At 67.1% G+C, this 25361-nt stretch carries 26 protein-coding genes and 1 pseudogene; 6 read left to right on the plus strand and 21 right to left on the minus strand.

The window, feature by feature from the left end; all coding sequences use genetic code 11:
* Positions 1-25 precede the first annotated feature (25 nt).
* Positions 26-1468, minus strand: a complete 1443-nt coding sequence (locus D0C15_RS22740; RefSeq protein ID WP_162830207.1) for a lipopolysaccharide biosynthesis protein — start codon at positions 1466-1468, stop codon at positions 26-28.
* 44 nt (positions 1469-1512) lie between these two features.
* The gene (locus D0C15_RS22745) at positions 1513-2505 is read right to left on the minus strand and encodes a glycosyltransferase family protein (protein ID WP_116049055.1); all 993 of its coding nucleotides are present in this window, start codon (positions 2503-2505) and stop codon (positions 1513-1515) included.
* A gap of 21 nt (positions 2506-2526) precedes the next feature.
* Between D0C15_RS22745 and D0C15_RS22750 the strand changes: the two genes are divergently transcribed.
* Positions 2527-3726 (plus strand): glycosyltransferase, encoded by a 1200-nt coding sequence (locus D0C15_RS22750; RefSeq protein WP_245976132.1) that lies wholly within the window; start codon positions 2527-2529, stop codon positions 3724-3726.
* Positions 3727-3770: 44 nt separating this feature from the next.
* Here the strand turns inward: D0C15_RS22750 and D0C15_RS22755 are convergent, their stop codons facing one another.
* From D0C15_RS22755 to D0C15_RS22765, 3 genes are all read right to left on the minus strand, one after another.
* On the minus strand, positions 3771-4934 hold the full coding sequence (locus tag D0C15_RS22755; protein ID WP_211323301.1) for a hypothetical protein: 1164 nt from the start codon (positions 4932-4934) through the stop codon (positions 3771-3773).
* Between the two features lie 108 nt (positions 4935-5042).
* Complete coding sequence (locus D0C15_RS22760) at positions 5043-5603, minus strand: acyltransferase (RefSeq protein WP_245976134.1); 561 nt, start codon at positions 5601-5603, stop codon at positions 5043-5045.
* Between the two features lie 181 nt (positions 5604-5784).
* Positions 5785-7074 (minus strand): nucleotide sugar dehydrogenase, encoded by a 1290-nt coding sequence (locus tag D0C15_RS22765; RefSeq protein ID WP_116049062.1) that lies wholly within the window; start codon positions 7072-7074, stop codon positions 5785-5787.
* A gap of 211 nt (positions 7075-7285) precedes the next feature.
* On the opposite strand from D0C15_RS22765, the gene D0C15_RS22770 reads away from it, so the two are divergent.
* From D0C15_RS22770 to D0C15_RS22780, 3 genes are all read left to right on the plus strand, one after another.
* Complete coding sequence (locus D0C15_RS22770) at positions 7286-8248, plus strand: NAD-dependent epimerase/dehydratase family protein (protein ID WP_281270725.1); 963 nt, start codon at positions 7286-7288, stop codon at positions 8246-8248.
* Positions 8249-8360: 112 nt separating this feature from the next.
* Entirely contained in the window at positions 8361-9041 is a 681-nt protein-coding gene (locus D0C15_RS22775) for a glycosyltransferase family 2 protein (protein WP_116049064.1), read from the plus strand.
* A 7-nt stretch (positions 9042-9048) separates the two neighbouring features.
* Entirely contained in the window at positions 9049-9480 is a 432-nt protein-coding gene (locus tag D0C15_RS22780) for a DUF2304 domain-containing protein (protein WP_116049066.1), read from the plus strand.
* A gap of 29 nt (positions 9481-9509) precedes the next feature.
* On the opposite strand, the pseudogene D0C15_RS22785 reads toward D0C15_RS22780, so the two are convergent.
* The 8 genes and pseudogenes from D0C15_RS22785 to D0C15_RS22820 form a co-directional block, all read right to left on the minus strand.
* Positions 9510-9623, minus strand: a pseudogene (locus D0C15_RS22785) (mycothiol transferase); the annotation flags it as partial.
* A 206-nt stretch (positions 9624-9829) separates the two neighbouring features.
* The gene (locus tag D0C15_RS22790; protein WP_116049068.1) at positions 9830-10825 is read right to left on the minus strand and encodes a lysylphosphatidylglycerol synthase transmembrane domain-containing protein; all 996 of its coding nucleotides are present in this window, start codon (positions 10823-10825) and stop codon (positions 9830-9832) included.
* A 49-nt stretch (positions 10826-10874) separates the two neighbouring features.
* Positions 10875-12134, minus strand: coding sequence for an acyl-CoA reductase (locus tag D0C15_RS22795; protein ID WP_116049070.1), 1260 nt, complete (start codon positions 12132-12134; stop codon positions 10875-10877).
* A complete protein-coding gene (locus D0C15_RS22800) occupies positions 12131-13183 on the minus strand; it encodes a LuxE/PaaK family acyltransferase (protein ID WP_116049073.1) in 1053 nt (350 codons plus the stop codon). The genes D0C15_RS22795 and D0C15_RS22800 overlap by 4 nt, the downstream gene beginning before the upstream one ends.
* Positions 13184-13346: 163 nt before the next feature.
* Positions 13347-14744: an AMP-binding protein gene (locus D0C15_RS22805; protein ID WP_116049075.1), complete on the minus strand. Its 1398-nt coding sequence runs from the start codon at positions 14742-14744 to the stop codon at positions 13347-13349.
* Positions 14745-14910: 166 nt separating this feature from the next.
* A complete protein-coding gene (locus D0C15_RS22810; protein ID WP_116049077.1) occupies positions 14911-15654 on the minus strand; it encodes an SDR family NAD(P)-dependent oxidoreductase in 744 nt (247 codons plus the stop codon).
* A complete protein-coding gene (locus D0C15_RS22815; protein ID WP_116049079.1) occupies positions 15647-15892 on the minus strand; it encodes an acyl carrier protein in 246 nt (81 codons plus the stop codon). Before D0C15_RS22815 ends, D0C15_RS22810 begins: the two co-directional genes overlap by 8 nt.
* A gap of 33 nt (positions 15893-15925) precedes the next feature.
* Entirely contained in the window at positions 15926-16657 is a 732-nt protein-coding gene (locus D0C15_RS22820; protein WP_116049164.1) for an acyl-ACP--UDP-N-acetylglucosamine O-acyltransferase family protein, read from the minus strand.
* A 239-nt stretch (positions 16658-16896) separates the two neighbouring features.
* On the opposite strand from D0C15_RS22820, the gene D0C15_RS22825 reads away from it, so the two are divergent.
* Positions 16897-18003 carry a DegT/DnrJ/EryC1/StrS family aminotransferase gene (locus D0C15_RS22825; protein ID WP_116049081.1) on the plus strand — a complete coding sequence of 369 codons (1107 nt, stop codon included), beginning with the start codon at positions 16897-16899 and terminating at the stop codon, positions 18001-18003.
* A gap of 80 nt (positions 18004-18083) precedes the next feature.
* Here D0C15_RS22825 and D0C15_RS22830 read toward each other — a convergent pair whose 3' ends face one another.
* From D0C15_RS22830 to D0C15_RS22855, 6 genes are all read right to left on the minus strand, one after another.
* Positions 18084-19256, minus strand: a complete 1173-nt coding sequence (locus tag D0C15_RS22830) for a glycosyltransferase family 4 protein (RefSeq protein WP_116049084.1) — start codon at positions 19254-19256, stop codon at positions 18084-18086.
* Positions 19253-19726 carry an acyltransferase gene (locus D0C15_RS35515; RefSeq protein WP_116049086.1) on the minus strand — a complete coding sequence of 158 codons (474 nt, stop codon included), beginning with the start codon at positions 19724-19726 and terminating at the stop codon, positions 19253-19255. The genes D0C15_RS22830 and D0C15_RS35515 overlap by 4 nt, the downstream gene beginning before the upstream one ends.
* The gene (locus D0C15_RS22840; RefSeq protein ID WP_116049089.1) at positions 19719-20654 is read right to left on the minus strand and encodes an NAD-dependent epimerase/dehydratase family protein; all 936 of its coding nucleotides are present in this window, start codon (positions 20652-20654) and stop codon (positions 19719-19721) included. The genes D0C15_RS35515 and D0C15_RS22840 overlap by 8 nt, the downstream gene beginning before the upstream one ends.
* Before the next feature lie 32 nt (positions 20655-20686).
* Positions 20687-21826: a DegT/DnrJ/EryC1/StrS family aminotransferase gene (locus D0C15_RS22845; protein WP_116049091.1), complete on the minus strand. Its 1140-nt coding sequence runs from the start codon at positions 21824-21826 to the stop codon at positions 20687-20689.
* A 147-nt stretch (positions 21827-21973) separates the two neighbouring features.
* Positions 21974-22486, minus strand: coding sequence for a nuclear transport factor 2 family protein (locus tag D0C15_RS22850; RefSeq protein ID WP_116049093.1), 513 nt, complete (start codon positions 22484-22486; stop codon positions 21974-21976).
* Entirely contained in the window at positions 22483-23103 is a 621-nt protein-coding gene (locus D0C15_RS22855) for a TetR/AcrR family transcriptional regulator (protein ID WP_116049096.1), read from the minus strand. The genes D0C15_RS22850 and D0C15_RS22855 overlap by 4 nt, the downstream gene beginning before the upstream one ends.
* 65 nt (positions 23104-23168) lie before the next feature.
* Here D0C15_RS22855 and lhgO point away from each other — a divergent pair, with 65 nt between their 5' ends.
* On the plus strand, positions 23169-24347 hold the full coding sequence (gene lhgO, locus D0C15_RS22860) for an L-2-hydroxyglutarate oxidase (protein WP_116049099.1): 1179 nt from the start codon (positions 23169-23171) through the stop codon (positions 24345-24347).
* On the opposite strand, the gene D0C15_RS22865 is transcribed toward lhgO, so the two are convergent.
* A complete protein-coding gene (locus D0C15_RS22865; RefSeq protein WP_116049102.1) occupies positions 24344-25012 on the minus strand; it encodes a hypothetical protein in 669 nt (222 codons plus the stop codon). The genes lhgO and D0C15_RS22865 overlap by 4 nt on opposite strands.
* 3 nt (positions 25013-25015) lie before the next feature.
* Positions 25016-25273, minus strand: coding sequence for a hypothetical protein (locus D0C15_RS35155; RefSeq protein WP_245976136.1), 258 nt, complete (start codon positions 25271-25273; stop codon positions 25016-25018).
* Between the last annotated feature and the right edge of the window lie 88 nt (positions 25274-25361).

Below are 25361 nucleotides of genomic sequence, written 5' to 3' on the forward strand. Positions count from 1 at the left end.
CCGCCCATTTTCGCCGACGCGGTGATCATTTTCGGAAGCGAAGCGTCGGCAGCGGGACAGGGAGTTTCGCGACATCCGACCGATTCATCAGCCACCAGATCACGAGGAAGGCAAGCGCGAAGGCCGGATCAAGCAGGAACGGCAGCTCCGCAAGCCGTTGCACGAGGACGATGCCACCGACCACAGCCAGCCCAAGTGCAACCTTGCCGAACAGCACGGCCCACGTGTGCCCTCCAGTTCGCCAGGCGACACCGACTGGAATCGCGGCTATGACCACGGTGCCGCACAGGTACCCGAGCGCAACACCAAGAATCCCCATTCCCGGCGCCACCAGGAGCCAGAACGTAACGCCGACCGCCATTCCGAGGAGGCTGGCCGCCACGGTCACCAGCATGCCCCGCTGCGACCGGGTCGTCAGTGCGTTGACACTGCCGACACCGAGGTTCGTGGCCAGAACCGCGAGGACGAGAACTGGCAGGATGTTCTCGGCTCCGGCGAAACGATCGCCCCAGATGATCCCGATCAACAACCTGCTGCAGACGATTATCGAGCCGAAAATGCCGACCATGACCACCGCGAGTGCCCTTGTCGCATTGTTGGTCTGTGCGTGGAAGCCTGCGTGGTCACCGCGCCCCCATGCCTCGGCCAGGGACGGTAGGAGCACGAGACTCAGCGATGCGGCAAGCATTGACGCCGGCGTCGCCAAGTTGAGGGCGGCCGCATACTGGCCGGCATCCGCGTCGCCACCCACAACTTTGGCCGAGATCTGGGAGAGCTGAAGAAATCCAGTGCTTGCCAACGTGCCGACCGCGCCCAAGGCGACGAACCCGTCCAGCTCCCGACGACGAGCGCGCGTCGGACGTCCTGACCCGCCGTAGGGGAAGCCAGCCAGCGTGTACACGCCGTACGCGAGGACCAGAGGTAGAACGAGGGCGGGCCCGCGAACGCCGGCGAGCAACAAGGCGATTAAGCCGGTGAGGCCCAGGACGACGCTGACGAGGTCCCACGCAGTCGCGCGTGGAACCTGACCAGACCCGAATTGCACTCCTCGGGTGAAGCTGTAGCCGGAGTACGCGATGGTAAGGGCTCCAACACTCACGGCACCCAGCCAGGAGCCGTTATCGATGAGAACCCAGGCGGGCAAGCTGATCAGGCCCAGGAGGATCGCTGTCAGGACGGCACGGCGGCGAAGATGCGCCGCGATCGATCGGATCTCCTCCGGGTTGCCCGCTCCGCGCGCGCGAGCCAGGAATTTGGAAGCGGCACTGCCCGTCGATGTCGGCCAGAGCAGCGCGAGAATCGTGGCTGTGGCGATCGCCGAGGCCACGACACCTAGCTCCGACTTCCCGGCGATGTGCCCGACCAGAAATGCGGTGGCAAACCGCAAAATGCCCTGTGCGAGCAGACCCACAGTGCTGAGAACGCCACCCCGGGCCAACGAGGTTTCGGTGGGGGCGTCGAGCCGCACCGGGGACAGCATCCGCGAAAGCGCGCCCCTGGACTCGATCGGCCTCACTTTCGTGCCGCCATGACCTCTTGATAGACCCGGGCGACCGTGTCAACTCCCCGCTCGACGCCATGCTCATCGTCGACCCAGGTCCGCCCTGCCGCCGCGTCGTGTGGCTGAGTGCCGTCGAGAACTGCCACAACAGCGTCAACCGCGTCGGCGACGCCGCCGCCCAGTACGGGTGGCGGCGAGGCGGAGTACAGCGGGAGCGGAACCGGGACGACGACGGGGACGCCTGCGGCCAGCGCTTCGAGTTCACTCGCGGCGAGGATCTTCCCTGACTGTCCGACAACAACGCGCGCTCCGGCCAACAACGCAAGATACGCAGCGTGGTCACCACGCGGAACAAGGTGGACTCCGAGCGCGGCAGCATCTGCCGCCTGCGGACCCCAGTCGAGGCCAACGACCTCGGCCCGCTCACCGAGTGCGGCCACGAGACGACGTGCAACCTCGAGCTGAGTGGCGCTGTCCTTGTCCGGGCTCCAGCGCGAGGCGAACACAACCTGCGGCTTCCCCGGCTTCGGGGTCCATTTCGGGACGTTGTCGACGTCAATGGGAACCGGGAGGTAGATCGCGTCCGAACGGTGCGGCAGGACGTGCTCAGCGAGGTCTGGAGTGGAGTAGAAAACGGACTCCGCATCGCGTAGCCCGCCGCGGATGCCCGCTGCGCGGGACGGGTCGTACTGCGTAGTGCGGACGTCGGTGCCGTGACAGTGCAGCACGAACCGAGGAGCGCCGAGACGAGAGTGGGCGAGCGTTGACGCCGAGTGGACGTGGACGATGTCGTGACGGCGGGCGAGTAGCGCGAGCCTGCCGAGCCAAACACCCCCGATGACGGCGCGACGGGCTTGCCCGGTCAGCCCACGCCACTCCTGGCTCTCGGCAGCCTTGGGAAGGTAACGCCAGACGTAGCCACGGCTGGCGGCCTCGGCGATCATGCGCTGCGCGGTGAACGCCGCATCGTTGACGTGCAGGGCCGAGGGCTGCGCTGAGATCACGGCGTGATCCTACCGAGGAGCATGAGAGCCACAGAAACCGCGGAGATAGACTTCGCGCCCATGGCGCATCGCGGGCGAATTCTCTGTATCTCCTTTTCGGATATCAACAGTGACGCACGAGTACTTCGTCAACTGGACGTGCTCGCCGAACTCGGCGAGGTGACCACTGTCGGGTACGGTGACAAGCCCGCGTCGGCGACTGAACACCTGTCGATTGATGCCGACCTGCCCTCACTGCCCCAGACTCCCGTAGGCGTTGCAATGCTCGCGTTGCGTCGTTTCGACCGCATCGAGTTCATGGCGCCCGCCGTTCGCGCCGCATACGACCTGCTCAAGGGACGAAAATTCGATGTGGTCGTGGCGAACGAGGCACGCGCGATGGCACTAGGTCATCGCGTCGCGGCGGGCGCTCCGGTCGTTGCCGACATGCATGAATGGGCTCCGGAAGAACGCGCACACGTGCGGTCGTGGCGATTGCTGGTGAAGCCATTCATGACCTACCAGTGCCGTAAGTACCTGCCGAAGATGGCCGCTGTGACGGTGGTGAACGATTCGATCGGCGCTCTCTACCGTGATCGGTTTGGGGTGCAACCGCGCACGGTGCGCAACGCCGGCGCGTTCCGCGACTTGGAGCCTGGCAACGTTCACGAAGGCAGCATTCGACTCGTGCACAGTGGGGGCGCGATTCCTGGTCGCAACCTCGAGGCGCTCATCGAAGCGGTCCGTGAGCTGAGCCCGAAGTACACCCTCGATCTCTACCTGGTTCCAGGTAGAGACGGTGGTAGGTACCTGGATCGGATCCGGTCACTGATCGCCGATGAACCGCGTATCACACTGCATCCACCGGTCACTCCGGATGAACTGGCACCGACGTTGAACCAGTTCGACGTCGGAATCTTCAGCCTGCCGCCACTCACGCCGAACCATCGATTCATGTTGCCGAACAAGATCTTCGACTTCGTGCAGGCACGGTTGGCGGTGGTGTTCGGGTCCGCACCGGAAACGGACCGGTTGATATCCGAACATGAGTTCGGTGTGATCGCGGCGGACGCTTCCGCACAGTCCATGAGGGACGCTCTCGCCTCAATGGACGAGCAGCAGGTGCAGGTCTTCAAACAGAACGCGGATAAGGCGGCCAAGGTGTTGAACTCGGCCGAGGACTGTGCCGTCACCCGGAACGTGGTCGGCGACCTGCTGCTACCGGACTCAACCGCACCCTGAGTTCCGCTGCAGCGTCGGAACGCTTTCTGAGCCTGGCAGCGTGGTCAGGGAGACCAACCCCAGACCAAGAGCAGGTAACCGCCGAAGTAGGCGGAGATCAGAGTCAGCGTGCTCATGGTGACGATCGCTCCGGCGGTCCGGGTTCTGGCCAACGCGGTCGCAACGGGCAGCAGCAGCGGGACGGCGACGAGGAGAAACCGGGCCTTGGCGTTGTACATCTCGTATCCGCCGATTGTCGTCACCAGGAGCACGGCAGAGTAGAGCAGCAACGGCCACGGCTGGCGCTGGATGACGCTGTGTGCGAACAACGCCAACGCCAACAGCATGATGAGAGTGACGACGTAGAAGTCCAGGGGCGACTCCTCGGTGAGGACCTTTGTGGCGAAGTTCAGCGTGTATCCGCCACCGTCCCAACCCGTGTTCCAGCCTTCGTCTTCGATGTAGAACCAACCATCGAAGCGGCCCATACGGTAGCCGACCCAGGCCAGATATCCGACCCAGCCGACTGGCGCGACAACAAGGGCGACCCATGGGCGCCAGTCGGACGGCTTACGAAAGATGGCGACAAGCGCGGCGAGACCGACGACGGCAATCAGCGCTGTCGCGGTCGGGCGGCTCAAACCGGCGACCAGGCAGAGGAGGCCCGCCATCAGCCAACGCTTGGCAAGTACTGCGTACAGCGCCCAGACCGCTAGCGCGGTGAAAAGAGTCTCGGTGTAAGCCATCGACTCGACGACCGCGTGCGGGACGGCACCCCATAGGACGGCCAGAAAGATCCCGGTGCGCCGGTCATGCAGATGCTTGCCGAGGACGTACAAGCCCCATGCGGCCGCGAGACCGGCGGCCCAGGAGAGCACGAGTGCAGCACCCATCGAGCCGAGCGGAGTGATCGCGGCCAGCACGCGAGCGAGCATCGGGTAGAGCGGGAAGAAGGCCATGTTGCTGTGCGCCGACTCGCCGTCGTCGTACCCATCGTTAATGATCTGCAGGTACCAGACCGAGTCATACTTGTTGCCAAGTAGCCCGAGCAGACTCTGGTTCTCGGCACTCGCCCAGATCCAGAGGATGCCTACACCGATCAACCGGACCACGAGATATCCCGCTAACGCGGGGGCGGCAGATCGCTTGACCTGTTCCCAGAAGGGCAAACCGCTGAAGGAACGATCCGAGTTACGGAGCCGCCGAGTCAAGCTCTCGACGATCGCCACAGATTGCGCTCCTTCTCATATCGAGAATCCAAGCCGATACCGGCGAAGTTCTCATCAGGGATAAAAAGGAAGTCTGAGCTGTATCCGGCGTTGCCGTCACTGCCCGTCCTACGCGGACTCGGTGAGAGTCCCGTCTGCTTCGACGTAGGTCGCGCCGGACAATGGACAAACCCAGTACTCACCCTCCTGCCGCAGCGGGGCCCCGGCCTTGCCGACCCAACCCACCCTGCGTGCGGGGACGCCGACCACCAGGCCGAAGTCGGGAACGTCCTTGGTCACCACCGCTCCTGCGGCGACCGTTGCCCACGCCCCGATCCGGACCGGGGCCACGCATACCGCCCTTGCGCCGATGGAGGCCCCCTCCGCGATGGTCACACCGACCGCGTCCCAATCCGAGGCGCTCTTCAGGCTGCCGTCCGGGTTGACCGCGCGGGGATAAGTGTCGTTCGTCAGCACGACCGCGGGACCGATGAAAACTCCGGCCGCGAGCTCGGCCGGCTCATACACCAGCGCATGGTTTTGGATCTTGCAGTTGTCGCCGACCCGGACGCCGGTTCCAATGTAGGCACCGCGCCCGACGATGCAGTTCTCGCCCAGCTCAGCGTCCTCACGCACCTGCGCGAGATCCCAGATCTTCGTGTTTTCGCCGAGCTTCGCGGTCTGCGCCACGTTTGCTCCGTCAGCAACGAACGACATGCTCATCATTTCATCAGGCGGCAGGAGAACTTGCCGAACAGGTCGGCACGGGGGTCTTGACGGGGCCGGGAACCGTCACTTCGCACGCTACCGCGACCCTACCCGGATTCACCACAACGTGACTGCACGTGTGACGCCGTGCAGGATGCGCATCTCAGGCCTTGCCGATGACCCGGTAGCTGATGTCCGGCCAGCGGTCCGCGGAACTCACCCTGCGACCGTCCACGAAGGTACGAACCCCGGGCAGATCGTCCGGGCCGAGGCCGGCGTACTCACGGTGATCGGCCTGCACCACAGCGGCGTCCACCTTCTCGCCGAGGTGGTAGGGCTCGAAGCCGAGCGCGCGCAGCTCGTCGTCCGTGTACAGCGGGTCGTGCACCAGCGGCGTCGCGCCACGGGAGCGCAGTGCGTCCACCGCGGCGAACACCCCGGAGAACGCGGTCTCCTTCACCCCGCCGCGGTAGGCCGCGCCGAGCACGACCACCCGGGCACCGGTCAGGTCGCCGTGTGCGCCTTCCAGCAGGCCCATCGTGTAGTCGGGCATACCCGCGTTGGCTTCCCGCGCGGCGCGCACGACCGTCGCGTCCGGGTCGTTCCACAGGTACAGCCGCGGGTACACCGGGATGCAGTGGCCGCCGACGGCGATCCCCGGCTGGTGAATGTGGCTGTAGGGCTGGGAGTTCGACGCCTCGATCACCTGGTAGACGTCGATCCCCGCCGTACTGGCGAACCGGGCGAACTGGTTCGCCAGTCCGATGTTGACATCCCGGTAGGTCGTCTCGGCGAGCTTGGCCAGCTCGCTGGCCTCGGCCGAGCCGAGATCCCAGACGCCGTTCGGCCGCTTCAGGTCCGGCCGCTCGTCGAAGTCCAGCACCGCGTCGTAGAACTCGATCGCTCGTTCCGCGCCTGCCTCGGAGAGCCCGCCGATGAGCTTGGGGTACTTGCGCAGGTCCTCGAACACCCGTCCGGTCAGCACCCGCTCCGGGGAGAACACCAGGTGGAAGTCGCTGCCCTCGACCAGCCCGGACTCCTTCTCCAGCATGGGCTTCCACCGGTTGCGCGTGGTGCCCACCGGCAATGTGGTCTCGTAGGACACCAGCGTGCCCGCCGTGAGGTGTTTGCCCAGTTCCTCCGTCGCGGCGTCCATCCAGCCGAAGTCCGGCCGCGCCTCGTCGTCCACGAACAGCGGCACCACCAGTACCACGGCGTCGGCGCCGGGAACGGCCTCCGCGTACTTGGTCGTGGCGCGCAGGGTCCCGGCGGGAACCAGCTCGCTGAGCTTCTCCTGCAGCTGCGCCTCACCGGGGAACGGCTCGACCGCACGATTGATCTGGTCGACGACCTCGGCGTTCACGTCGACGCCGACGACCTCGTGGCCCTTCGACGCGAACTGCACGGCAAGGGGGAGCCCGATCTTCCCGAGGGCAATGACAGCGATCTTCACCGAGGCAGTCCTCTTCCGATACAGGAGTGGCGCGAGATTTCGGGGGCCAGCCTAACTCGACCGGCGGCGAACGGACATCGCCACCCACGGGAGGTAACCGCCGTCGGCGTCGACGACAGCGCACCGCCGGTATGAATGGGCTAGTACGATTCGAACGGAATTCTCCTCCGTTGGGCGATACTCCTGTCGGATGCGCGCGGGGAAGAACAGCGTGAGCCTTATCGAGGGGAACAACGTGCGGGCACTTGTCACCGGTGGCGCCGGTTTCATCGGATCGACACTGGTCGATCGACTACTGGCCGACGGGCACGACGTGCACGTCGTCGACGACCTCCGGCGCGGAGGCAACGACAACCTCACCGCAGCCGAGCCCACCGGCAGGATGACCCTGCACAAGGTCGACATCGCCGCTGCGGACCTGCCCGCCCTGTTCGCCGAGGCGGCTCCCGAAGTCGTCTTCCACCTCGCCGCACAGATCGACGTGCGGGCCAGCGTCGCCGATCCGCTCGACGACGCAAGGCAGAACGTGCTTGGCACCATCAACGTCGCCGAGGCCGCGCGCGCCGCCGGCGTTCGCAAAATCGTCTTCTCCTCCTCCGGCGGCTCGATCTACGGCGCGCCCGAGGACCTGCCCGCATCGGAGCTGACCCCGCTCGACCCGAAGTCGCCCTATGCGGCGAGCAAGGTTTCCGGCGAGGTCTATCTGAACACCTATCGAAATCTGTTCGAACTGGACTGCACGACGCTGGCGCTGGCGAACGTCTACGGACCACGACAGGACCCGCACGGCGAGGCCGGGGTCATCGCCATCTTCGCCTCCGCGCTGCTGACCGACCGTCCCACGACGGTGTTCGGCGACGGCGGCAACACCCGTGACTACGTCTACGTCGACGACGTCGTGTCCGCCTTCATCGCGGCGGCGGGCGAACACGGCAACGGTCAGCGGTTCAACATCGGCACGGGCGTACAGACCTCGGACCGCGAGCTGCACCGCCTGGTCGCCAAGGCCGCTGGCGCGAAGGACTCCCCCGAGTTCGCCCCCGCCCGGCTCGGCGACCTGCGGGCTTCGGCCCTGGACGCGGCAGCGGCGACGCGAGAACTTGGCTGGCGCCAGGAGGTCGACCTCGCCGAGGGCGTCCGGCGCACGGTGGAGTACTTTCGCGCCCGGCTCTGATGACGCCGCAGGGGCCGTCATCGCGGCTACCTCCCCCCATACCCAGGAATGATGCCGCTGTGCACCCAGTTACCATCGGACGCTGCGTACTACCGCGATCGGGGAGAGTCAGGTGACCAACGAAGACGTCTGGGTGGTGATTCCGGTCTTCAACGAGGCCCAGGTCATCGCCGATGTCGTGGAACGGGTGCGCCCGACGTTCCCCAATGTGGTGTGTGTGGACGACGGCTCCGCCGACGACTCCGCCACCCGGATCGCAGGTACCCACGCCCACCTGGTGCGGCATTCGCTCAACCTGGGCCAGGGCGCTGCCCTGCAGACCGGGCTCTCCTACGCGCTCGCTCGACCCGGCGCCAAGTACTTCGTCACCTTCGATGCCGACGGGCAGCACCAGGTCAGCGATGCCGAGCGAATGGTCGAGGTGGCCAGGAACGACGAGACCGACGTGGTGCTCGGTTCCCGGTTCCTCGAACAGGCCCAGCACGTGCCGTGGCTCAAGCGTGCTGTGCTGCGCACGGCAGTGGCACTCAGCCCCACAGCCCGCAAGCTGCGGCTGACCGACGCGCACAACGGCCTGCGCGTGTTCTCCCGCTCGGTCGTCGAGCGGCTGCACATCACGATGAACGGAATGGCCCACGCCTCGGAGATCGTCGCGTTCCTCGCGAACAACGACGTCCGGGTCCGTGAGGTCCCGGTGACAATCCTGTACACCGACTACTCGAAGAGTAAGGGCCAGTCGCTGGTCAACGGGGTGAACATCCTGTTCGACCTGTCGCTGCGCGACCGGGGGTGACTCGTCCATGTTGGCGCAGCTCGTACTGCTGATCGCGGTAGCAGGAATTCTGCTCTACTTCGCCAGCCGCAGACACAACGTCCGCATGCAGGCCGGCAAGCGCATCGCTTTCTTCCTGTTCATCGCGCTGAACATCGATGCGGTGCTGTTTCCGCAGCACCTGACCTGGATCGCCCACAGCCTTGGCATCGGCCGCGGCGCCGACCTGGTGCTGTACCTGCTGGTGGTGGCGTTCATCTTCGGCATGCTGAACACCTACCTCCGGTTCCGGGGCACCAACCAGCAGGTCACCGAGCTGACGCGGACGTTGGCGATCCGCGAGGCCGAACTGGTCAACCACCAGCGTGGGCTGATGAAGGACGAGCAGGTACACAGCGCCGTGACCGCGACGGCCGCACCCGACCAGGAGGGCGCACCGCCGTCGGTCGGCCGCCCCTGACCACTCAGGCCGCATGCGGCCGTGGGCGGTCACGGCTCCTCGACGGAGCCATCCAGTTGTTCCCGGAGGATGTCCGCGTGGCCCACGTGCCGCGCCGTCTCCTCGATCATGTGCAGGTAGATCCAGCGCAGCGAGACCTCTCCGATCCTGGAGTGGGTGCTGATGGCGGAAAGCTCGTACCTACCGGCTCTACGGTCTCGCCCGCGTCCAGCCGGAAGTCGGCGTCCGGGTCGTCCAGGAACGCCGCCAGCATCTCCCGGTCATCGGCCGTGCCCACCCGCTTTATCGGGCTCATCGTGTCGCTTATACCGGCAAGCTAGCGATCCGGTCGATCGAATTCCGTGACCGCTCAGGCTGGCTGGTGCTGCGGGATGTGCGGGCCGCGCAGGCGGGCGACGAAGGCCGCGCTGCCCGCGGTGAGCAGGTCGGCCACGGTGAACATCACCCGCGAGACGACCGCGAAGGCGAGTGCCTGACCTGCCGAGATGCCGCTCGCGGTGAGCACGCCGACCATGACCAGCTCCCGCACGCCCGCCCCGCTCGGCAGCACGAACGCGAAGGTCCCCGCCGTCATCGCGATGGCCATCGCGCCGATGCACACGATCAGGCCGCCGAAGCCCGGCGCGCCGACCGAGTTGGCCAGCAGCCACAGGTGCAGGCCCTGCAGTACCCAGGCGCCCGCTGACGCGCCGAACACCTTGCCGACGGTCCGCCAGCCCAGCGGACGGTCCAGGGGGTTACGCCGCAGCACCTTGAGCACCAACGAGGTGCCCCAGGTCAGGATCGAGGGGTACAGCGCGACGAGCCCGAGCGGGATCAGCACGATCAGCCAGGTCGCGTACGCACTGTCGACGAACACCTCGCGCACGGCCAGCAGGGAGAGGGCCAGCGCGGCGACGATGCCGATGCCGAGCTGCACCAGCGAAGCGGTGAAGATGCGCGCCCTGGCCAGGCCCGCCTTGCGGCCCAGTTCCATCTGCAGCAGGTAGGCCCACACCGAGCCGGGCACGTACTTGCCGAGCTGTCCGACCAGGCAGATCTGCGCGCCACGGGCGTAACCGATGGGCGCGCCGAGGTGGTCGACAAGGACCTGCCAGCCATAGGTGACGACCGTGATGCTCGCAACCAGCGCGAGCAGGCTGAGCACGGAGGACTGCCAGGCGATGTTGTCCAGCGTCGCCCAGAACTCGCCCCAGTGGCGGTACAGCTGCCAGCCTGCCAGCGCCACGACGACGACGATCGCCGTGCTCCTGGCGACATCGATCAGCTTCGCCCTGACCGACTTCGCCTGGCGGTCGGCGGACGCAGGCGCGTCCTCGGCCAGTGCGGGCTCGACAGCGGTCATCTGATGAGTACCTCCACTTGCAACTCCCCCCGGGCACAATAGGCGGTGCTCAGGGAGCCACAGTCACCAGGCGGCTGAACTCGGCCAGCAGGTCGTAGCCGTCCCAGATCGGCGAGAAGTTCAGCGCCGCACCAAACGGGACAATTCGGTCGACACCCCGGCCGGCCAGTTCCCGCGCGAACGCCGTCAACTCGACTGAGGTGAACCCGAACTGGCTCACCGTCTGGTCCTTGCGCCGCACGATCGGCGCCAGGTCCGCCAGCGCCTCTACCGTGCCGTACCCGAAACTGCCCGCACCCAACCACTCCCGTGGCAGGGCGGCCGGGCTGCTGAGCTGGAGCGTTGTGACGCCATTCACATCCAGGCCGGGCCCGGCGAAGCTGATCCGCTCGACGCTGCCGTCCACCGCGGCGCCGTAGGCCGCGACCCGCTTCTGCACGGCCATCGCCGGCTCGGTGACGTGCTTCTTCTCCGTGAGCACGCCGGCGAGCAACTCCTGGAACTGCTCGGCGGCATCGGCGGCGGCATCCTTGTCGCCAACCCAGAACACCGCGCGCGGGGACGAGCAGGCGGCCTGGTCGAACCAGTACGAGTCGTTGTAGAAGCCCTCGGCCGCTCGCCCGCGCTCCTGTTCGGACGCCTGCTGCCAGCCCGGTACCGACACCACCGCGAACGAGGAACGGTCCGGAAAGGTCAGATCCCGCGCGTGCGGCGCGAGCGGGTACTGCCGCAGCGCACGCACCGAAGCGTCACCACCCCAGACCACCCGCAGGTCACACGCCGCCGACAGGGTCGCGCTGATCTCGTCGCTGCGGTCGTAGGTGACCATGCGCTGGGTCCCGCGAATCGCCTCGGCCGCGTCCTCGGACACCTCACCGAGCGCGGCGTTCAGCACCTCCAGCACGGCCTCGGCCGCACCTGCCGAGCGGGACGACACTCGCACGACGTTGCTGTTACCCGCCAGCGCCGACAACGCCCAGGAGTAGACGAAAATCGTGTCCACATTGGCCGGTGGCACGTGGAAAACCAGCCCGCGCGGGAAGCGCAGCGCCGTGGCAGCCGCACCGTCTGATCGCGACAGCGCGCGGGCGATCTCGCCCTTGCGCAGGAAGAATCCCAGCGACGCCAGCTCGGGAAACCGGCGTGCGACCGCCGGGGCGAGTAGCCCGCGACCGAATCTGGTCAGGAATTCGACCACCCGCTCGTCGCCGAAGCGCAGCCGTGACCCGTCGGCACCGGTGTGCACCTGCTCAACCAGCTCGCCCGCCTCGACCGGCGCACCGAGGGGGAACCTCTGTGTGAGACTCACCGAGATGCTCCCTGCGTGGAGAACGTGTCCGAGCAACCGCGCGCCTCGGCCTTCGGCAGCCTGCCCAGCACCGAGAAGTGCTTGCCCGGCCAGTCGCCGTCGTCGATGCCGTTGTACACACCGAGGTCCTCGGTCAGCAGCACGTGACCCGGATACGAGCTCGGCAGGGTGCTCACCACCTCGATCACCCCCGGCTTGCCGACCGGCTGTTCCTGCCAGGTCTCCGGATCGCGGATGACCACGTCGGCGAAGTCCGGGCAGTACAGCGAGTCCCCCGAAGGTCCCTCGAGGAACACCGTGCCGATCTGCTCGATCATGCCGTAGTAGTTGTGAATCTGGTGCAGCCCGGTGTCCTCCCGGAACCGGCGCCGGAACTCGGTGTTGTCCACCGCGCGGTCCGCGAGTTTCTTCCACCCGCCGGAGTGCACGAGGATGCCGTTGGACAGGTCGAGGCCGTGCTCACGGGCGACCTCGTAGAGGTAGAGCCACACCATGAACGTGAAGCCGAAGATGAGGAACGGCTCGTCGCCGTGGCGATCGAGGAACCCCTTGAGCGCCTCGACATCCGGCTGGTCGTTCTCGTCCAGCACGTAGACGTGCTTGCGGCCGAAGTTCGCCATGCCCAGCACTCCGGCCCCTCGCGCGGAGAACGAGCGGCGGTTCTTCACGATCCCGATGGTGTCGATCATCAGCATCGGCAACCGCGCGGGACCGAGCACGGTCTGCAGGGTGGCGCCGAGCTGGCGGGTCTGCGCGGCCGCGGCGGCTTTGTCCAGGTAGATCCGCGACGCACCGGAACCGGTGGTGCCGGACGAAGTGAGGGTCTTGAACACCTCGTCGTCGGGGACGCTCTTGAGCTCGTGGGTCTTGAACATCCGGACCGGGAGCCACGGCAGGTCGGCGATCCGGTCGTACCTGGCGCCGGATTCGATGCCGAGCGCGGACAGGATCCGGTCGTAGCCGGGGCAACCGGCGCGGTGGTGGGCCGTAAGTTCCGCGAGCCGCGGTAGCAGCGTCGCCTCGCGTTCGGCCTGCGACAGGCTGAACATTAGTGCCCCATCAAGAAAGGTTCAGCACGATTCTCCACGGCCCAGCTGCCCGCCGGCAGCGTTGCGGAAGAGCCCAAGTATGTCCAATACGAGGACTCTCCCGCGCCTTGCCGGCGAACACCTCGATCCACGGACAACCACACCAACCTTCCTTGACGGGGCACTAGAGCTGCGCCTCCAGTGAGCGATAGTCGACCTTGCCGCTGGCCAGCAGCGGCACGGCGTCGATGGGCCGCACGTCGAATCCGCTGGTGTGCAGGTGCAGCCGGTCGGCCAGCGCTCGCGCCGCCGCCTTGCAGGTGTCGCGGTCCGCGCCTTCGGCGAACAGGGTGACCTTGTCCCCGGCGGGCACCGCGGCCACGAACTCGATCCCGACCGACGCGGCGCGCACGGCGTGTTCCAGGTCGTCCAGGCTGATGCGGTTGCCGAAGACCTTGCCGATCCGCTTGAGCCGTCCGGTGACGAACAGAAAGCCGTCCTCGTCGAGATAGCCGAGGTCGCCGGTCTCGAGCCTGCCGCCCATGCGGTCGCCCTCGGCCAGCTCGGCCGCGGTTTCGGCGTAGCCCATCATCACGTTCGGTCCCCGGTAGACGACCTCACCGACGATCTTGGGATGGGTGGTCTCCAGCCCGTCGTCGCGCAGAATGCTCAGCTCCCCGCCGGGCAGCGCGGTACCGGCGGAGCCGAGCTTCTCGGCGAGCAGGTCCGCGGGCACGGTGGCCATCCGGGGGGCCGCCTCGGTCTGTCCGTACATCACGAACATCCGCCCGCCCGCTGCCGTGATCAGCTCGTCGAACTCGGTGACCAGCTCGGCGCGCAGGCTCCCGCCTGCCTGGGTGAGGGTGTGCACGCTCGGATACTTCTCGGGGCGGAACTTCAGCCTGCGCAACATCTCGTAGTGATACGGCACCCCGGCCAGCGACGTCGCCCCGTGCTCGGTCACGGCGTCCCAGAATCCCCTGCCCAGCAGGCCCGACGGCTCGATGACGACGGTGGCACCCCGGACCAGGTGCGAGTTCAGCACGGAGAGGCCGTAGCTGTAGTGCAGCGGAAGGCTTGTCGGCGCCACCTCACCCGCGTCGATGTCGAGTACGTCCGCGATCGCCTCGGCATTGGACAGCAGCGCCGCGCGGGACAGCCGCACGAGCTTCGGGTTGCCGGTGGACCCGCTGGTCGGCAGCAACAGTGCCAGGTCGGGATGCGGTCGCACGTGTTCGGCGGACTCGCGCACCCAGTGGCCGTCCCGGTTGACGTAACCCTCGGGCGCCACCCCATCGGCGGCTAGTACCGCGGCAGGCTGGAACCGCCGCACCAGTCCGGCCAGCACATCGCCGTCCAGAGCGGGGTCGATGAGCGTGATGGCCCGTCCGGCCTCCACCGCCGCGAGATATCGCAGCACACTCGGCAGATCGACGGAGGTCCGCGCGAACAGCACACCACCTGGCAGCGAGCCGAGCTTGTCGACCTCGGCGGCGACCTCGGCGGTGAGTTGCCCGCCTGCCAGGGTGCGCCCCCCTGCGACGTCGATCAGGCGCGCGCCATCGCCGAGTAGCCGTGTCATCAGTGTTCGGCTCTCAACGCGCGAACACGATCGCGCCGCCGGGGCGCAGATTTGAGCACATCGACCTCCTCCAGGAGCCTGAACGCCCCACCGTCGCGATCGTGGAGCTCCGCCAGCCCGCGTTCACCACTCACCGGACCGGGTTCGTCGACGTCCAGAAGGCTCATCAGAGGACGAGACCTCCGTCGACGCCGAGGACCTGGCCGGTGATGAACGAAGCCTCGTCGCTCACCAGGAACCGGATCGCCCTGGCCACCTCTTCGGCTTCGCCGAGCCTGCCCAGTGGGGTGTTGCCGATGGAACCGGCGCGCGCCTGCTCGGTCAGTTGTGCGGTGAGCTCCGTGTCGATGACCCCCGGTGCGACGGCGTTGACCCGGATCCCGGCGCCACCGAGTTCCTTGGCGGCCGAGCGGGCCACATTGGCGACAGCGGCTTTGGAAGCGGCGTAGACGGTCTGCCCCGCGCTACCGCGCTCGCCGACGACCGAGGCGAGCACCGCGATCGAACCGGTCTTCTTGCGCATCATCGCTCGCGCCGCCGCCTGCACGGTGTGGATCGTGCCCGCGACATTGGTGTCCAGGACCCGCTGCACGTCGTCGTCGCGGATCATGCCGAGCAGTGCGCCCTCCATGATTCCGGCGTTGGCCACGGCGATGTCGAGCCTGCCGTGCTCCTTCGCGACCCCGCGGATCACCGTGCTGACGGCCTTGGCATCGGTCACATCCAACCGCAGCCCGGTGACCGCGCCGCTGACGGACTCGGCGGCATCCTTCGCGGCGGCCTCGTCCCGCCCGGTCAGCACGACGGTCGCCCCGGCTTCGGCGAGGGCACGCACGGTAGCCAGGCCGATACCCCGCGTACCACCGGTGACGATGGCTACCTTCCCGGTAAGACCGGCTTTCTCAGGCATCCGCGCTCTGCAGCTCCTTCAGCATGTCGACGGCCACACCGAAGCTGCTCATGTCGATCACCTGGTCGGTGTCGAACTGCACATCGAACTCGTCCTCGATGGCCGCCACCAGTGCCATATGACCGACGGAATCCCAGGACTCGATCTCCCGGTACTTCAGGGCCTCGACGTCGACGTCACCGTCGAGGTCGAGCGCCTCGAGGAAGACCCCCCGCAACCGCTCGCGAATCTCCGCCATGTCCGTCCTTGTCCTCCTACGTCTGCTCCGCCGTCAGCTTCCCACCTGCGGCCGCGCGTCCCACGCCTTGACCAAGGTAGAGACATCCTCGGGCAGCTGATCGGCCAGCCCGTCGCCCGGCAACTCACCCTTGCCCTTCAACCAGGGCTCCAGCGCGGCGATGGCACTTTCGCCCAGTCCCCGCCGGGACAGTCCCACGGTGTTGAGGCCGGTCACCCGCGCCGGATTGCCGACGCAGATGGTGAATGCTCCCACCTCCCTGCGCACCGCCGAACCCATGCCCACCATCGCGCCAGGGCCGATGCGGACCTTCTGGTGTATCACGGTGCCCATGCCGATGTTGGCGTGCGTCCAAACCTCGACGTGCCCGCCGAGGACCACGTTGGAGGACAAGGTGACCGAGTCCTCGATCACACAGTCGTGGGCGACATGGCTCCCCCGCAGGTAATAGCTCCCGTCACCGAGGGTCGTTGCGCGCCAGGTGCCCTGATGCACGCTGACGTACTCACGAATCCGGTTGTGATCCCCGATCCGGACGCCGAAACCGTCCTGCTCGGGATCGCCGGTCAGTTCGTCATCCCATGCGGCGGGATGGGCGAAAGCCCGGTCCTCGCCAGGACAGCCGATGACCACGTGCGGACCGATCCAGTTGCTGTTGCCGATCGTGGTGGGACCAACGATGACCGAGTACGGCCCCACGACGTTGTCGTCGCCAAGTTCCACACCCGCGCCGATGATGGCGGTGGGATGAATACGGTTCGACACGACTGGAATCCGTTCGTCGTCGGCTGTGCTGCAACCTGGTTTCTCGGGTGGGCGCGTACGCCCGGTAACGTAGGCACGCTTCAGCGCGAGCGGCACCGTGAACCAGTCGGGCACGGTACCGAGTGCGCTGAAGCCCGCCGGCGAGTGAGGCACGCTTTTGTGGCGGGCCGACCGTACGAACCGGGCTCTCACTCTACCTGCCGCGCCGCTACTGCCCGCCAAGAGTGAAAGACTGCTGCATGATCCCGATTACGGTGGTGGACGTCCGGGACGCGGAATCGCTGGTCGTCGAGGTGCTGCGGTCCGGCGCCATCGCGCAGGGGCCAATGGTCCACCGGTTCGAGGCAGCGTTCGCCCAGGTGGCGGGCACCCGCCATGCGATCGCGGTGAACAGCGGGACCACCGCGCTCGTCGCCGCGCTCGAGGTGCTCGACCTTCACTCCGCCGACGAGGTCGTCACCTCGCCGTTCACGTCCGTCGCAACCCTCAACGCGATCCTCGAAGCCGGCGCGACCGTCCGGTTCGCCGACGTCCGCGCCGAGGACTTCACCCTGGACACCGACAGCACGGCCGCGGCGATCGGAGCCAGGAGCAAGGTCCTCATGCCGGTGCACCTCTTCGGGCAGGCAGCGAACATGAGCAAACTCACGTCGCTCGCCGAAGCACACGACCTTCACCTGGTCGAGGACGCCGCGCAGGCGGTGGGCGCGACCTTCGAGGGCAGGCGGGTCGGCGGCTACGGGCTCGGCTGTTTCTCGCTCTATGCCACAAAAAACGTGACCACGGCCGAGGGTGGGGTCATCACCACCGACGACGACGAACTGGCCGACCGGCTTCGGTTGCTGCGCAATCAGGGGATGCGCGTCCGCCACCAGTACGAGGTCGCCGGGCACAACTACCGGATGACTGATCTCCACGCCGCGCTGGGGATTCCCCAGCTGGACAAACTGGATACGAACTCGGCCGTCCGCGCCCACAACGCGCGGCGGTTGAGTATCGGCCTGGCCGGAACTCCGGGACTGTCGACTCCACTGGCCCTGCCCGGACGGGAGCACGTCTGGCACCAGTACACGGTTCGCGTCGGTCCGCACGCCATGCTCTCCCGGGACGAACTCGCGGCAGCGCTGACCGAGCGCGGGATCGGCAACGGGATCTACTACCCGCGGCTCGTGTTCGACTACGACTGCTATCGCGATCACCCCCTGATTCCGGACGCCTCGGCGGAGGCACTGCCGGTCGCCACGACACTGACCCGGGAAGTCCTTTCACTTCCGGTGCATCCGGCGCTCACAGAGTCCGATGTGGACGTGGTTGTCGCCACCGTCCGCGAGTTGCTCGGCGCCTGAGCCCTCCCCGAAAACCGCCCTTTCCCGGGAAAGGGCGGTAGATGCACGCGCAAGTAGGGCACTTTCCCTCCGAAAGCGCGTCACAGTGCCGCCAGCGTCTCCAGGTGTTTGGCGATCACGGCGTCCATCGAGAAGTGCGTGTCCACCAGCTCCGCACCGTTGCGGGCGATCGCCTTCGACTCGGCGGGGTCGACGATCGTCTCGATCAGCCGGTCCGCGAGTTCGTCGGGTGAATCCTTTCCAACCAGGTGAACGTTGACCCTGTCGATGAGTTTTATGTCGAGGAAGTTGTCCTCCCGCACGGCTGCGACCACGGGCACCCCCGCGGCCATACTCTCCAGGCTCGCGGTGCCGAAGCCATAACCCTGCAACTCGTGGCTCTCCACGGTGGCAGCGGCCAGGTAGTGCGGAATATCGGACTTCGGCACGGCGCCGGTGGTGACCACGGCGTCTTCCACGCCAAGTTCCCGCGCACGACGCAGGAAGGCATCGAAGTAGATGCCGCCGACCACGACGAGTTTCGCGTCCGGCACCCGCTCCAGCACGCGGGGCAGCGCCTCCACCAGCGCGAGCCGGTCGCGCAGCGGGATGACGTGCCCGGTGGACAGGATCATCGGGTCGTCACCGAGGCCGTGCTTCTCCCGCATCACCCGGGGATCGCCGCCACGCACCCACTCCGGGTCGACGCCCACCGGGATCGGCACCATGCCGGAGATTCCCTTGCGGTACTTGCGTTCGATGTACTCCTGCATCTGAACGTCCATCACCACGTAGGTCGGCTTGTAGCGCCGCATGAACGGCGCGACCATCGTGGCGTCCAAGACGTTGAACACCGACTGGTACAGCTTGCTCGGGCTCTGCAGTCGCGTGTGGACACTCAGCAGGGTCGGCACGTCGTTCTTGCGCGCCCACAGGCCGGTCGCCCAGGTGAGGTCGAAGAACTGGCCGTGCTGGTGGATGACGTCCGGCTGGAATTCGTCCAGCAGCTTCTTCACGCGGCGAAGCAGGGAGGGGCGGCTGGTGAACGCGATGTCGAAGTTCACCGCCAGCCGGGTCTCCGGTAACCGGAACGCGGGGAGCCGGACGATCCGGGTGCCGTCCACCTCCTGCTCCGAAGGGACCTCGGCGTGCTCGGCGGTGAGCACGAGAACGTCGTGGCCCGCGGCGGCGTAGCCCTTGGCCAGCGATTCGGACAGGTGCGCGCTGCCACCGACCCTGGGTGGGTAGAAGTTGTTGACGACCGCGATCCTCATAGCTGCGCCCCCTTGGCGGTCTGCCGCTGCGCGTCGTATTCGATCCGCACACTGTCCCCTTCGAGATGCACGGTGCCGATTTCACGTGCGGGCACCCCGGCGACCACGGTCCTGGCGGGAACGTCCTTGGTGACCACCGCGCCCGCGCCGACGACCGCCGAATCCCCGATGGTCACGCCCATCATGACCACGGCATTGGCGCCGAGGAACACGCGGTCGCCGATGGTCACCGGCGCGCGGTCCACGTTCGGGTACTCGCGCCCGGACACGCATCGCCGAACCGTGTTGTGCGTGTAGATCTGCACTCCGCACGACACGTCGCAGCCCTTGCCGATACGCAACCCGCCCGAGCCGTCGACGACGGTGAACGCGCCGATCCATGTGCCTTCGCCGATCTCCGGGTCACCGGTGATCCAGGCGTGGGCGTTGTACGGGTTCGGCGGGAGCTGCGCGCCGGTCGGCTTACTCATCGAGGGCGGCTCGGACCAGCTCGGACATCCCCTGCTCCACACTGATCTCCGGCGCCCAGCCGAGGACCTCGCGGGCCCGGGTGATGTCGGCGGCGCGCCGGGAGACCAGCACGTCACGCGGGTTGAACTGCGGCTCGACGTCCACCCCGACGGCGTTGATCAGGATCTTGGCCAGTGTCGCTACCGAGGTGTCGATACCGGTGCCGATGTTGATCGGCACGTTCGACTGCTCCGACTCCAGCGCCGCGACGACGGCCTTCGACAGGTCCGTGACGTGCACGAAGTCCATCGACTGCTCGCCCTTGCCGTCGATCACCGGTGGCAGCCCCGCGCGCAACCGCTGGATGAAGTGGTTGATCACCGAGGTGTAGTACGCCTCGATCCGCTGGCCCGGGCCGTACACGTTGAAGAACCGCAGCGCGTTCCAGGACAGGCCCTTGTGCCGCTGGTAGAAGCGCAGCAAGTCCTCGCCAGCGCGCTTGGAGATGCAGTAGGGCGTCAGCGGGTCGAGCGGGTCGTCCTCGTGCATCGGCAGCTTCTTCGGGTCGCCGTAGACCGAGGCGGACGACGCGAACACCAGGCGCTCCACGCCCTCGTCGGCGGCAGCGGCGAAGACGTTGTGGTTGCCGGTCATGTTGATGTCGATCGACTCGTGCGGATCGGCGATCGACTTGTTGATCGACACCGTCGCGAAGTGGATCACGTGTGTGCAGCCGCGCATGGCCTCGCGAACGCCACCGCCGTAGCGGACGTCCTTCTCGACCAGTTCGACCTTGCCGGTGCCGACGAACTCGTTGACCCGCTCGCGGTTGCCCCTGGTCATGTTGTCGAAGACCACTACGGAGTAGTCGCGCTCGAGCAGCATGGGGATGACGTGCCCGGCGATGAATCCGCCCGCACCGGTGAAGAAGACCTTCTTGTCGGGCATTTTCTCTTTCTCCTCGTGAACTTCGCTCGTACTCAGGAAAGCTCGGTGACGACCTCGCGCACACCCGCGATCACCCGATCGGCCTGCGCTTCGGTGAGGTTGGAGTGCATGGGAATCGCCAGGTGCCTGGCGAAGATGTCGGCCGAGACGGGCAACGACGGCTGCTCGCCGTACACGGGTTGCAGATGCGAGGCGTACGTGCCGAAATTGCACTGGATCCCGCGCTCGCGCAGTCGCATGGCTACCTCGCCCCGGCTGATCTCCGGGGCGATCGTGAGGATGTAGGACTGCCAAGGGTGTTCACGATCCGGCAGCACCACGGGCACGTCCACGCCTTCGAGGCCGGCGAGGCCCTCGGCGTACCGCTTGGCCACCGAGCGGCGCGTGGCGAGCAGGTCGGGAAGCCGGTCGAGCTGGACGTTCATGATCGCGGCCTGCACGTCGGAGAGCCGGAAGTTGTATCCGGCCTCGTGGAAGGTCGGGATCGGCAGCTCCCTGGAGCCCTCCCGGCCGTGCGCGGGCTCGATGCCGTAGGTGTGCAGCTTGCGCGCGTGGGCGATGAGGTCCTCGCGGTCGGAGACCAGCGCGCCGCCCTCACCGGCGGTGATGCCCTTGCGGCCGTGGAAGGAGAACGCGGCCAGGTCTGCGAGGCTGCCCGCGGGCCGGTTCTTGTAGGTCGCACCCGCCGAACACGCGGCGTCCTCGAACAGCCACAGTCCGTGCTTGTCCGCGATGGCGCGGTACTCGTCGAAGTCGCCGGGCTGGCCCGCGACATCGACGGCGAGGATGCCGACAGTACGGGGAGTGATGAGGGCTTCGACGTGCTTGGGGTCCGCGCTCCAGATGTCCGGCCGGACGTCGGCGAAGACGGGTGTCGCGCCGACCTGGAGCACGGCGTGCCCGGTGGCGGGGAACGTGTAGTCCCCGACGATCACCTCGTCGCCGGGCTGGACGCCGAGCACCCGAAGCCCGAGGTAGAGCGCGGAGCCGCAGTTGCTGGTGCTCAACGCGTGCTGCGTGCCGACGGCGGCGGCGAAGCGTTCCTCGAACCGGCGACAGGTGGGACCGGCACCGGCGAGCCAGCCGGACTTGAACACCTCCGCCACCGCGGCCAGTTCCTCGTCACCGACGGTGGGCTGGCCGAGAGCGATGGTCTCGGGACTGTCCGGCATTCTTCTCCCTCTTGCCTTGGGTCGGACTGCAGTGTATGAGAGCGGCCGATTTCCCCCGGTGTGCGGGGGCTGGCAACTGTCCGACGAGACCGTGAACAAGAGAGCTGCTCGGCGGCGCCTCAAGGGATACAAGGCGCCACGAAGTGGTTATTTGACCTGCGTGAGTCGCACGCCGACCTGATCCCCGGAGCGGACCAGCAGCCGCAGCGGCATGATCATCACACTCAGCAACCTGGCCGCCCACGGCCTGCCCGCTCTGCGGGCGAGTTCGGGGCCGATCTCGCCCATCAGGGCCACCAGCCCGGACAGCGGCCGGACGAACAACGTCGCCTCGACGATTCGCGCTTCGTCGTCCAGCCGGAGGACCGCCGTCTCCTCGATCTCCACGCCGCCGACCCTGGCCGTGTAAACCACCGTGCGGGTTCGCTCGTCGCCAACGTCCGTGTGGAACCGGATGCCCTCGATTCGGCTGAACGCCGCCTCGATGATCGTCCGCACGCTCTCGGTGCCGGTGAAGCGCGCCGCGGTGGTCAGCGGGGAGTGCAGCACGGCCTCCGGAGCGAAGGTCGTCAGTGCCTGTGCCGCGTCGCCTGCTTCGCCTGCGCGGCGGTAGCGCTCGGTCGTGGACTCGGCTCTGGTGAGTGCTTCGTTTGTGGTCATTGTCGTCCCTGCGGGTCGGCGGTGATCTGCGCGAGTCCGCGCCAGAGCAGGTCGACGGTCAGTGCGACCACCTGCTCTCGGGGCACGTCCCGGTTACGCCACCACCAGGTCGCGATGGCGTTGAGTGCGCTCTTGGCGGCCTCGGCGAGCACCTCGTCGGCGCGCTCGCGGTCGATGTCCGCGGTCAGGTCGAGCCGTGGCACGCGAGCCAGCAGCCCGGCGAGCTGGGCGGTGGCTCGCTGCTGGCCACGGGCGTGCACCTCGGCGAGGTCCGGAGTGCGCGGCGGTTCGCCGAAGATCATTCGCCAGCCGAGTTCGTTGTTCTCGATCCAGGCGTAGATCGCGGTCACCCTGCTGTGCAGCAGTTCGAAGGCCGTCTCGGTCTCCGCTTGTGCCGACCAACTCTCGATCAGTCCGGTGATCTCGCGATCGAGCAGGGTCGCGTACAGATCGGCCTTGGCGGTGAAGTGGTCGTAGAGCACCGGCGTGGTGATCTGGGCGCGGCTGGCCACCTCACGCAGGGCGGCGCCCTCATAACCCGCCTCGGCGAAGACCTCCGCCGCCGCGGCGAGGATGCGTTCCCGGCGCTCGGCCCGGGTCAGTCGCTTACCTGACATTAGTCAGGTAGTTTACCCGCAAACCTGACCGTTGTCAGGTTATTGGCCGATTAGGGTATGCACCCGTGCGTCGAGTCGTAGTCATCGGGGGCGGGATCATCGGTCTTGCCGTCGCCCTGGAACTCACCAGGCGCGGCACCGAGGTCACCGTGCTGGAGAAGGAAGACCACTGGGCAGCCCATCAGACCGGGCACAACTCCAACGTGGTCCACGCCGGGCTGTACTACAAGCCGGGCTCGTTCAAGGCGCGGATGTCGGTGGCGGGCAACGCCTCGATCGTCCGGTTCGCCCGCGAGCACGGGGTGCCGGTGGAGGTCTGCGGCAAGCTCGTCGTCGCGACCTCGGAGGCCGAGCTGCCCGCGTTGCGGGTACTGGCGGAGCGGGCCGAGGAGAACGGGGTACCGGCCAAGCTGGTCTCACCGGCGGAGGCACGTGCGTACGAACCGGAGGTCGCATGTGTGAGCGCGCTACGAGTGGAGTCGACCGCCATCATCGACTTTCCCGCTGTGTGTGCCGCTATGGTGCGACTGCTCGCTGACGCCGGGGCGGATCTGCGGCTGAACACCGCCGCGCTCGGCATCCGATCCGGCACGGGCGGCGGGGTCGAGATCGCCACCGGCGACGAGGTGCTGCGGGCCGATGCGCTGGTCAACTGCGCAGGCCTGCAGTCCGATCGGATCGCCCGGCTGGCGGGACTCACCCCGCGCGCGCGGATCGTCCCGTTCCGGGGCGAGTACTACGAACTGCGACCCGAGCGCAGACACCTGGTGCGCGGGCTGATCTATCCGGTGCCGGACGCGTCGCTGCCGTTCCTCGGCGTGCACCTGACCCGGATGCTGGACGGCAGCGTGCACGCGGGCCCGAACGCGGTGCTGGCGCTACGCCGCGAGGGCTACCGCTGGCGCGACATCTCGGTGGCCGATCTCGCGGAAGTGGCCCGGTTTCCCGGAACGTGGCGGCTGGCGCGCAAGTACGCCTTCCCGATCGGGCTGGACGAGGTGCGCCGTTCGTTCTCGAAGCGCCGCTTCGCCGCGAGCCTGGCCCGGCTGGTGCCCGCCGTGCGACCGGAGGACATCGTCCAACACGGCTCGGGCGTGCGGGCGCAGGCGCTGCTGCCGGATGGGTCCATGGTGGACGACTTCCTGGTCCAGACCGCGCCGAACCAGGTTCACGTACTCAACGCACCGTCACCGGCCGCGACCAGCGCACTGGAGATCGCAAAGCACGTGGCCGACGAGGTCTAGGCAGTCAAGCTGGGCGTGCGGTCAAGCAGGTCGCAGAGGAAGTCCACGCGATGCTCCAGGTCCGAAACGTCCAACTCCCCCTGCCGCCAGGTCAGAATCTCGTTTCCGTTGATTCGGACGGGGTTGTCGCCGGTCCGCGGATCGCTCAGCAGCCAGGCGCGAACCTCGTCGGACAACATCGCGCCTGCGAACGCCGAGTCCTTCGTGTCCAGGGTGAACGCGTCGTCGAACCGGGCATCGCCGGTCTCCTCAGCGCGCCAGCCCACCGATCGCGCCACACCCGCGAAGAACCCGCGTGGGCCGAGCTCCAGGAACGGTTTCGGCGCTGTCAGAGCGATCGTTATCACCTGGTAGAAGTTTCGTTCGGTCCGCTCATCACCGTGCCGGTCCGTCTCCTCCATCCGAAAGCTGTACTCGAATGCGGTGAGACGGTAACCACGATGCTCACCCCGGAACACGTGCTCAGCTTTCTGCCAGCGGCCCCAATCGAACGGCTGTCCCTGGTAACGGCCAACCAGAGAATCGTCACTCGGCGCATAGTCCCAGCCGAGCCGGTGCGCCAGTTCCGCGTAGTCGTCGCGCGTTTGCTTACGCTGCTGCCATCGGTAGTAGCCGTAGCCGATCAGCACAATCGGCGAGACGATGAACCAGACCCAGTCGGGCATCTCTCACTCCGGAAGTTTGGTGACGATGGTGGTCGCGATCTCGTCTGCGATCTCGCATATCGGCTTGTCCAGGTCGACTGGAACTGCAGAGCTAAGGACAGCGAACCGCTGTGCAGGGTCGTCCTGGGAGAGCACCACACTGACGCCGCAACTCGACTCGGTGGAGTCGAGCCTGGTTCCCTGAACACCATCCAAGTCGACCTTCTCCTCACCAGCCATCCTGCTCATGTCCTGGCCTCGGACGATGTTCGTGCTGGACACCGGGGAAGTCGAACCATAGGCGCATTGGATCTCGTCGGTAGGGTCAACTTCGACCTCGCCTGCTCCGACCGCCTGTGCCACTTCGGCC

The organism is Amycolatopsis palatopharyngis, from assembly GCF_003385185.1.
Classification (GTDB): domain Bacteria; phylum Actinomycetota; class Actinomycetes; order Mycobacteriales; family Pseudonocardiaceae; genus Amycolatopsis; species Amycolatopsis palatopharyngis.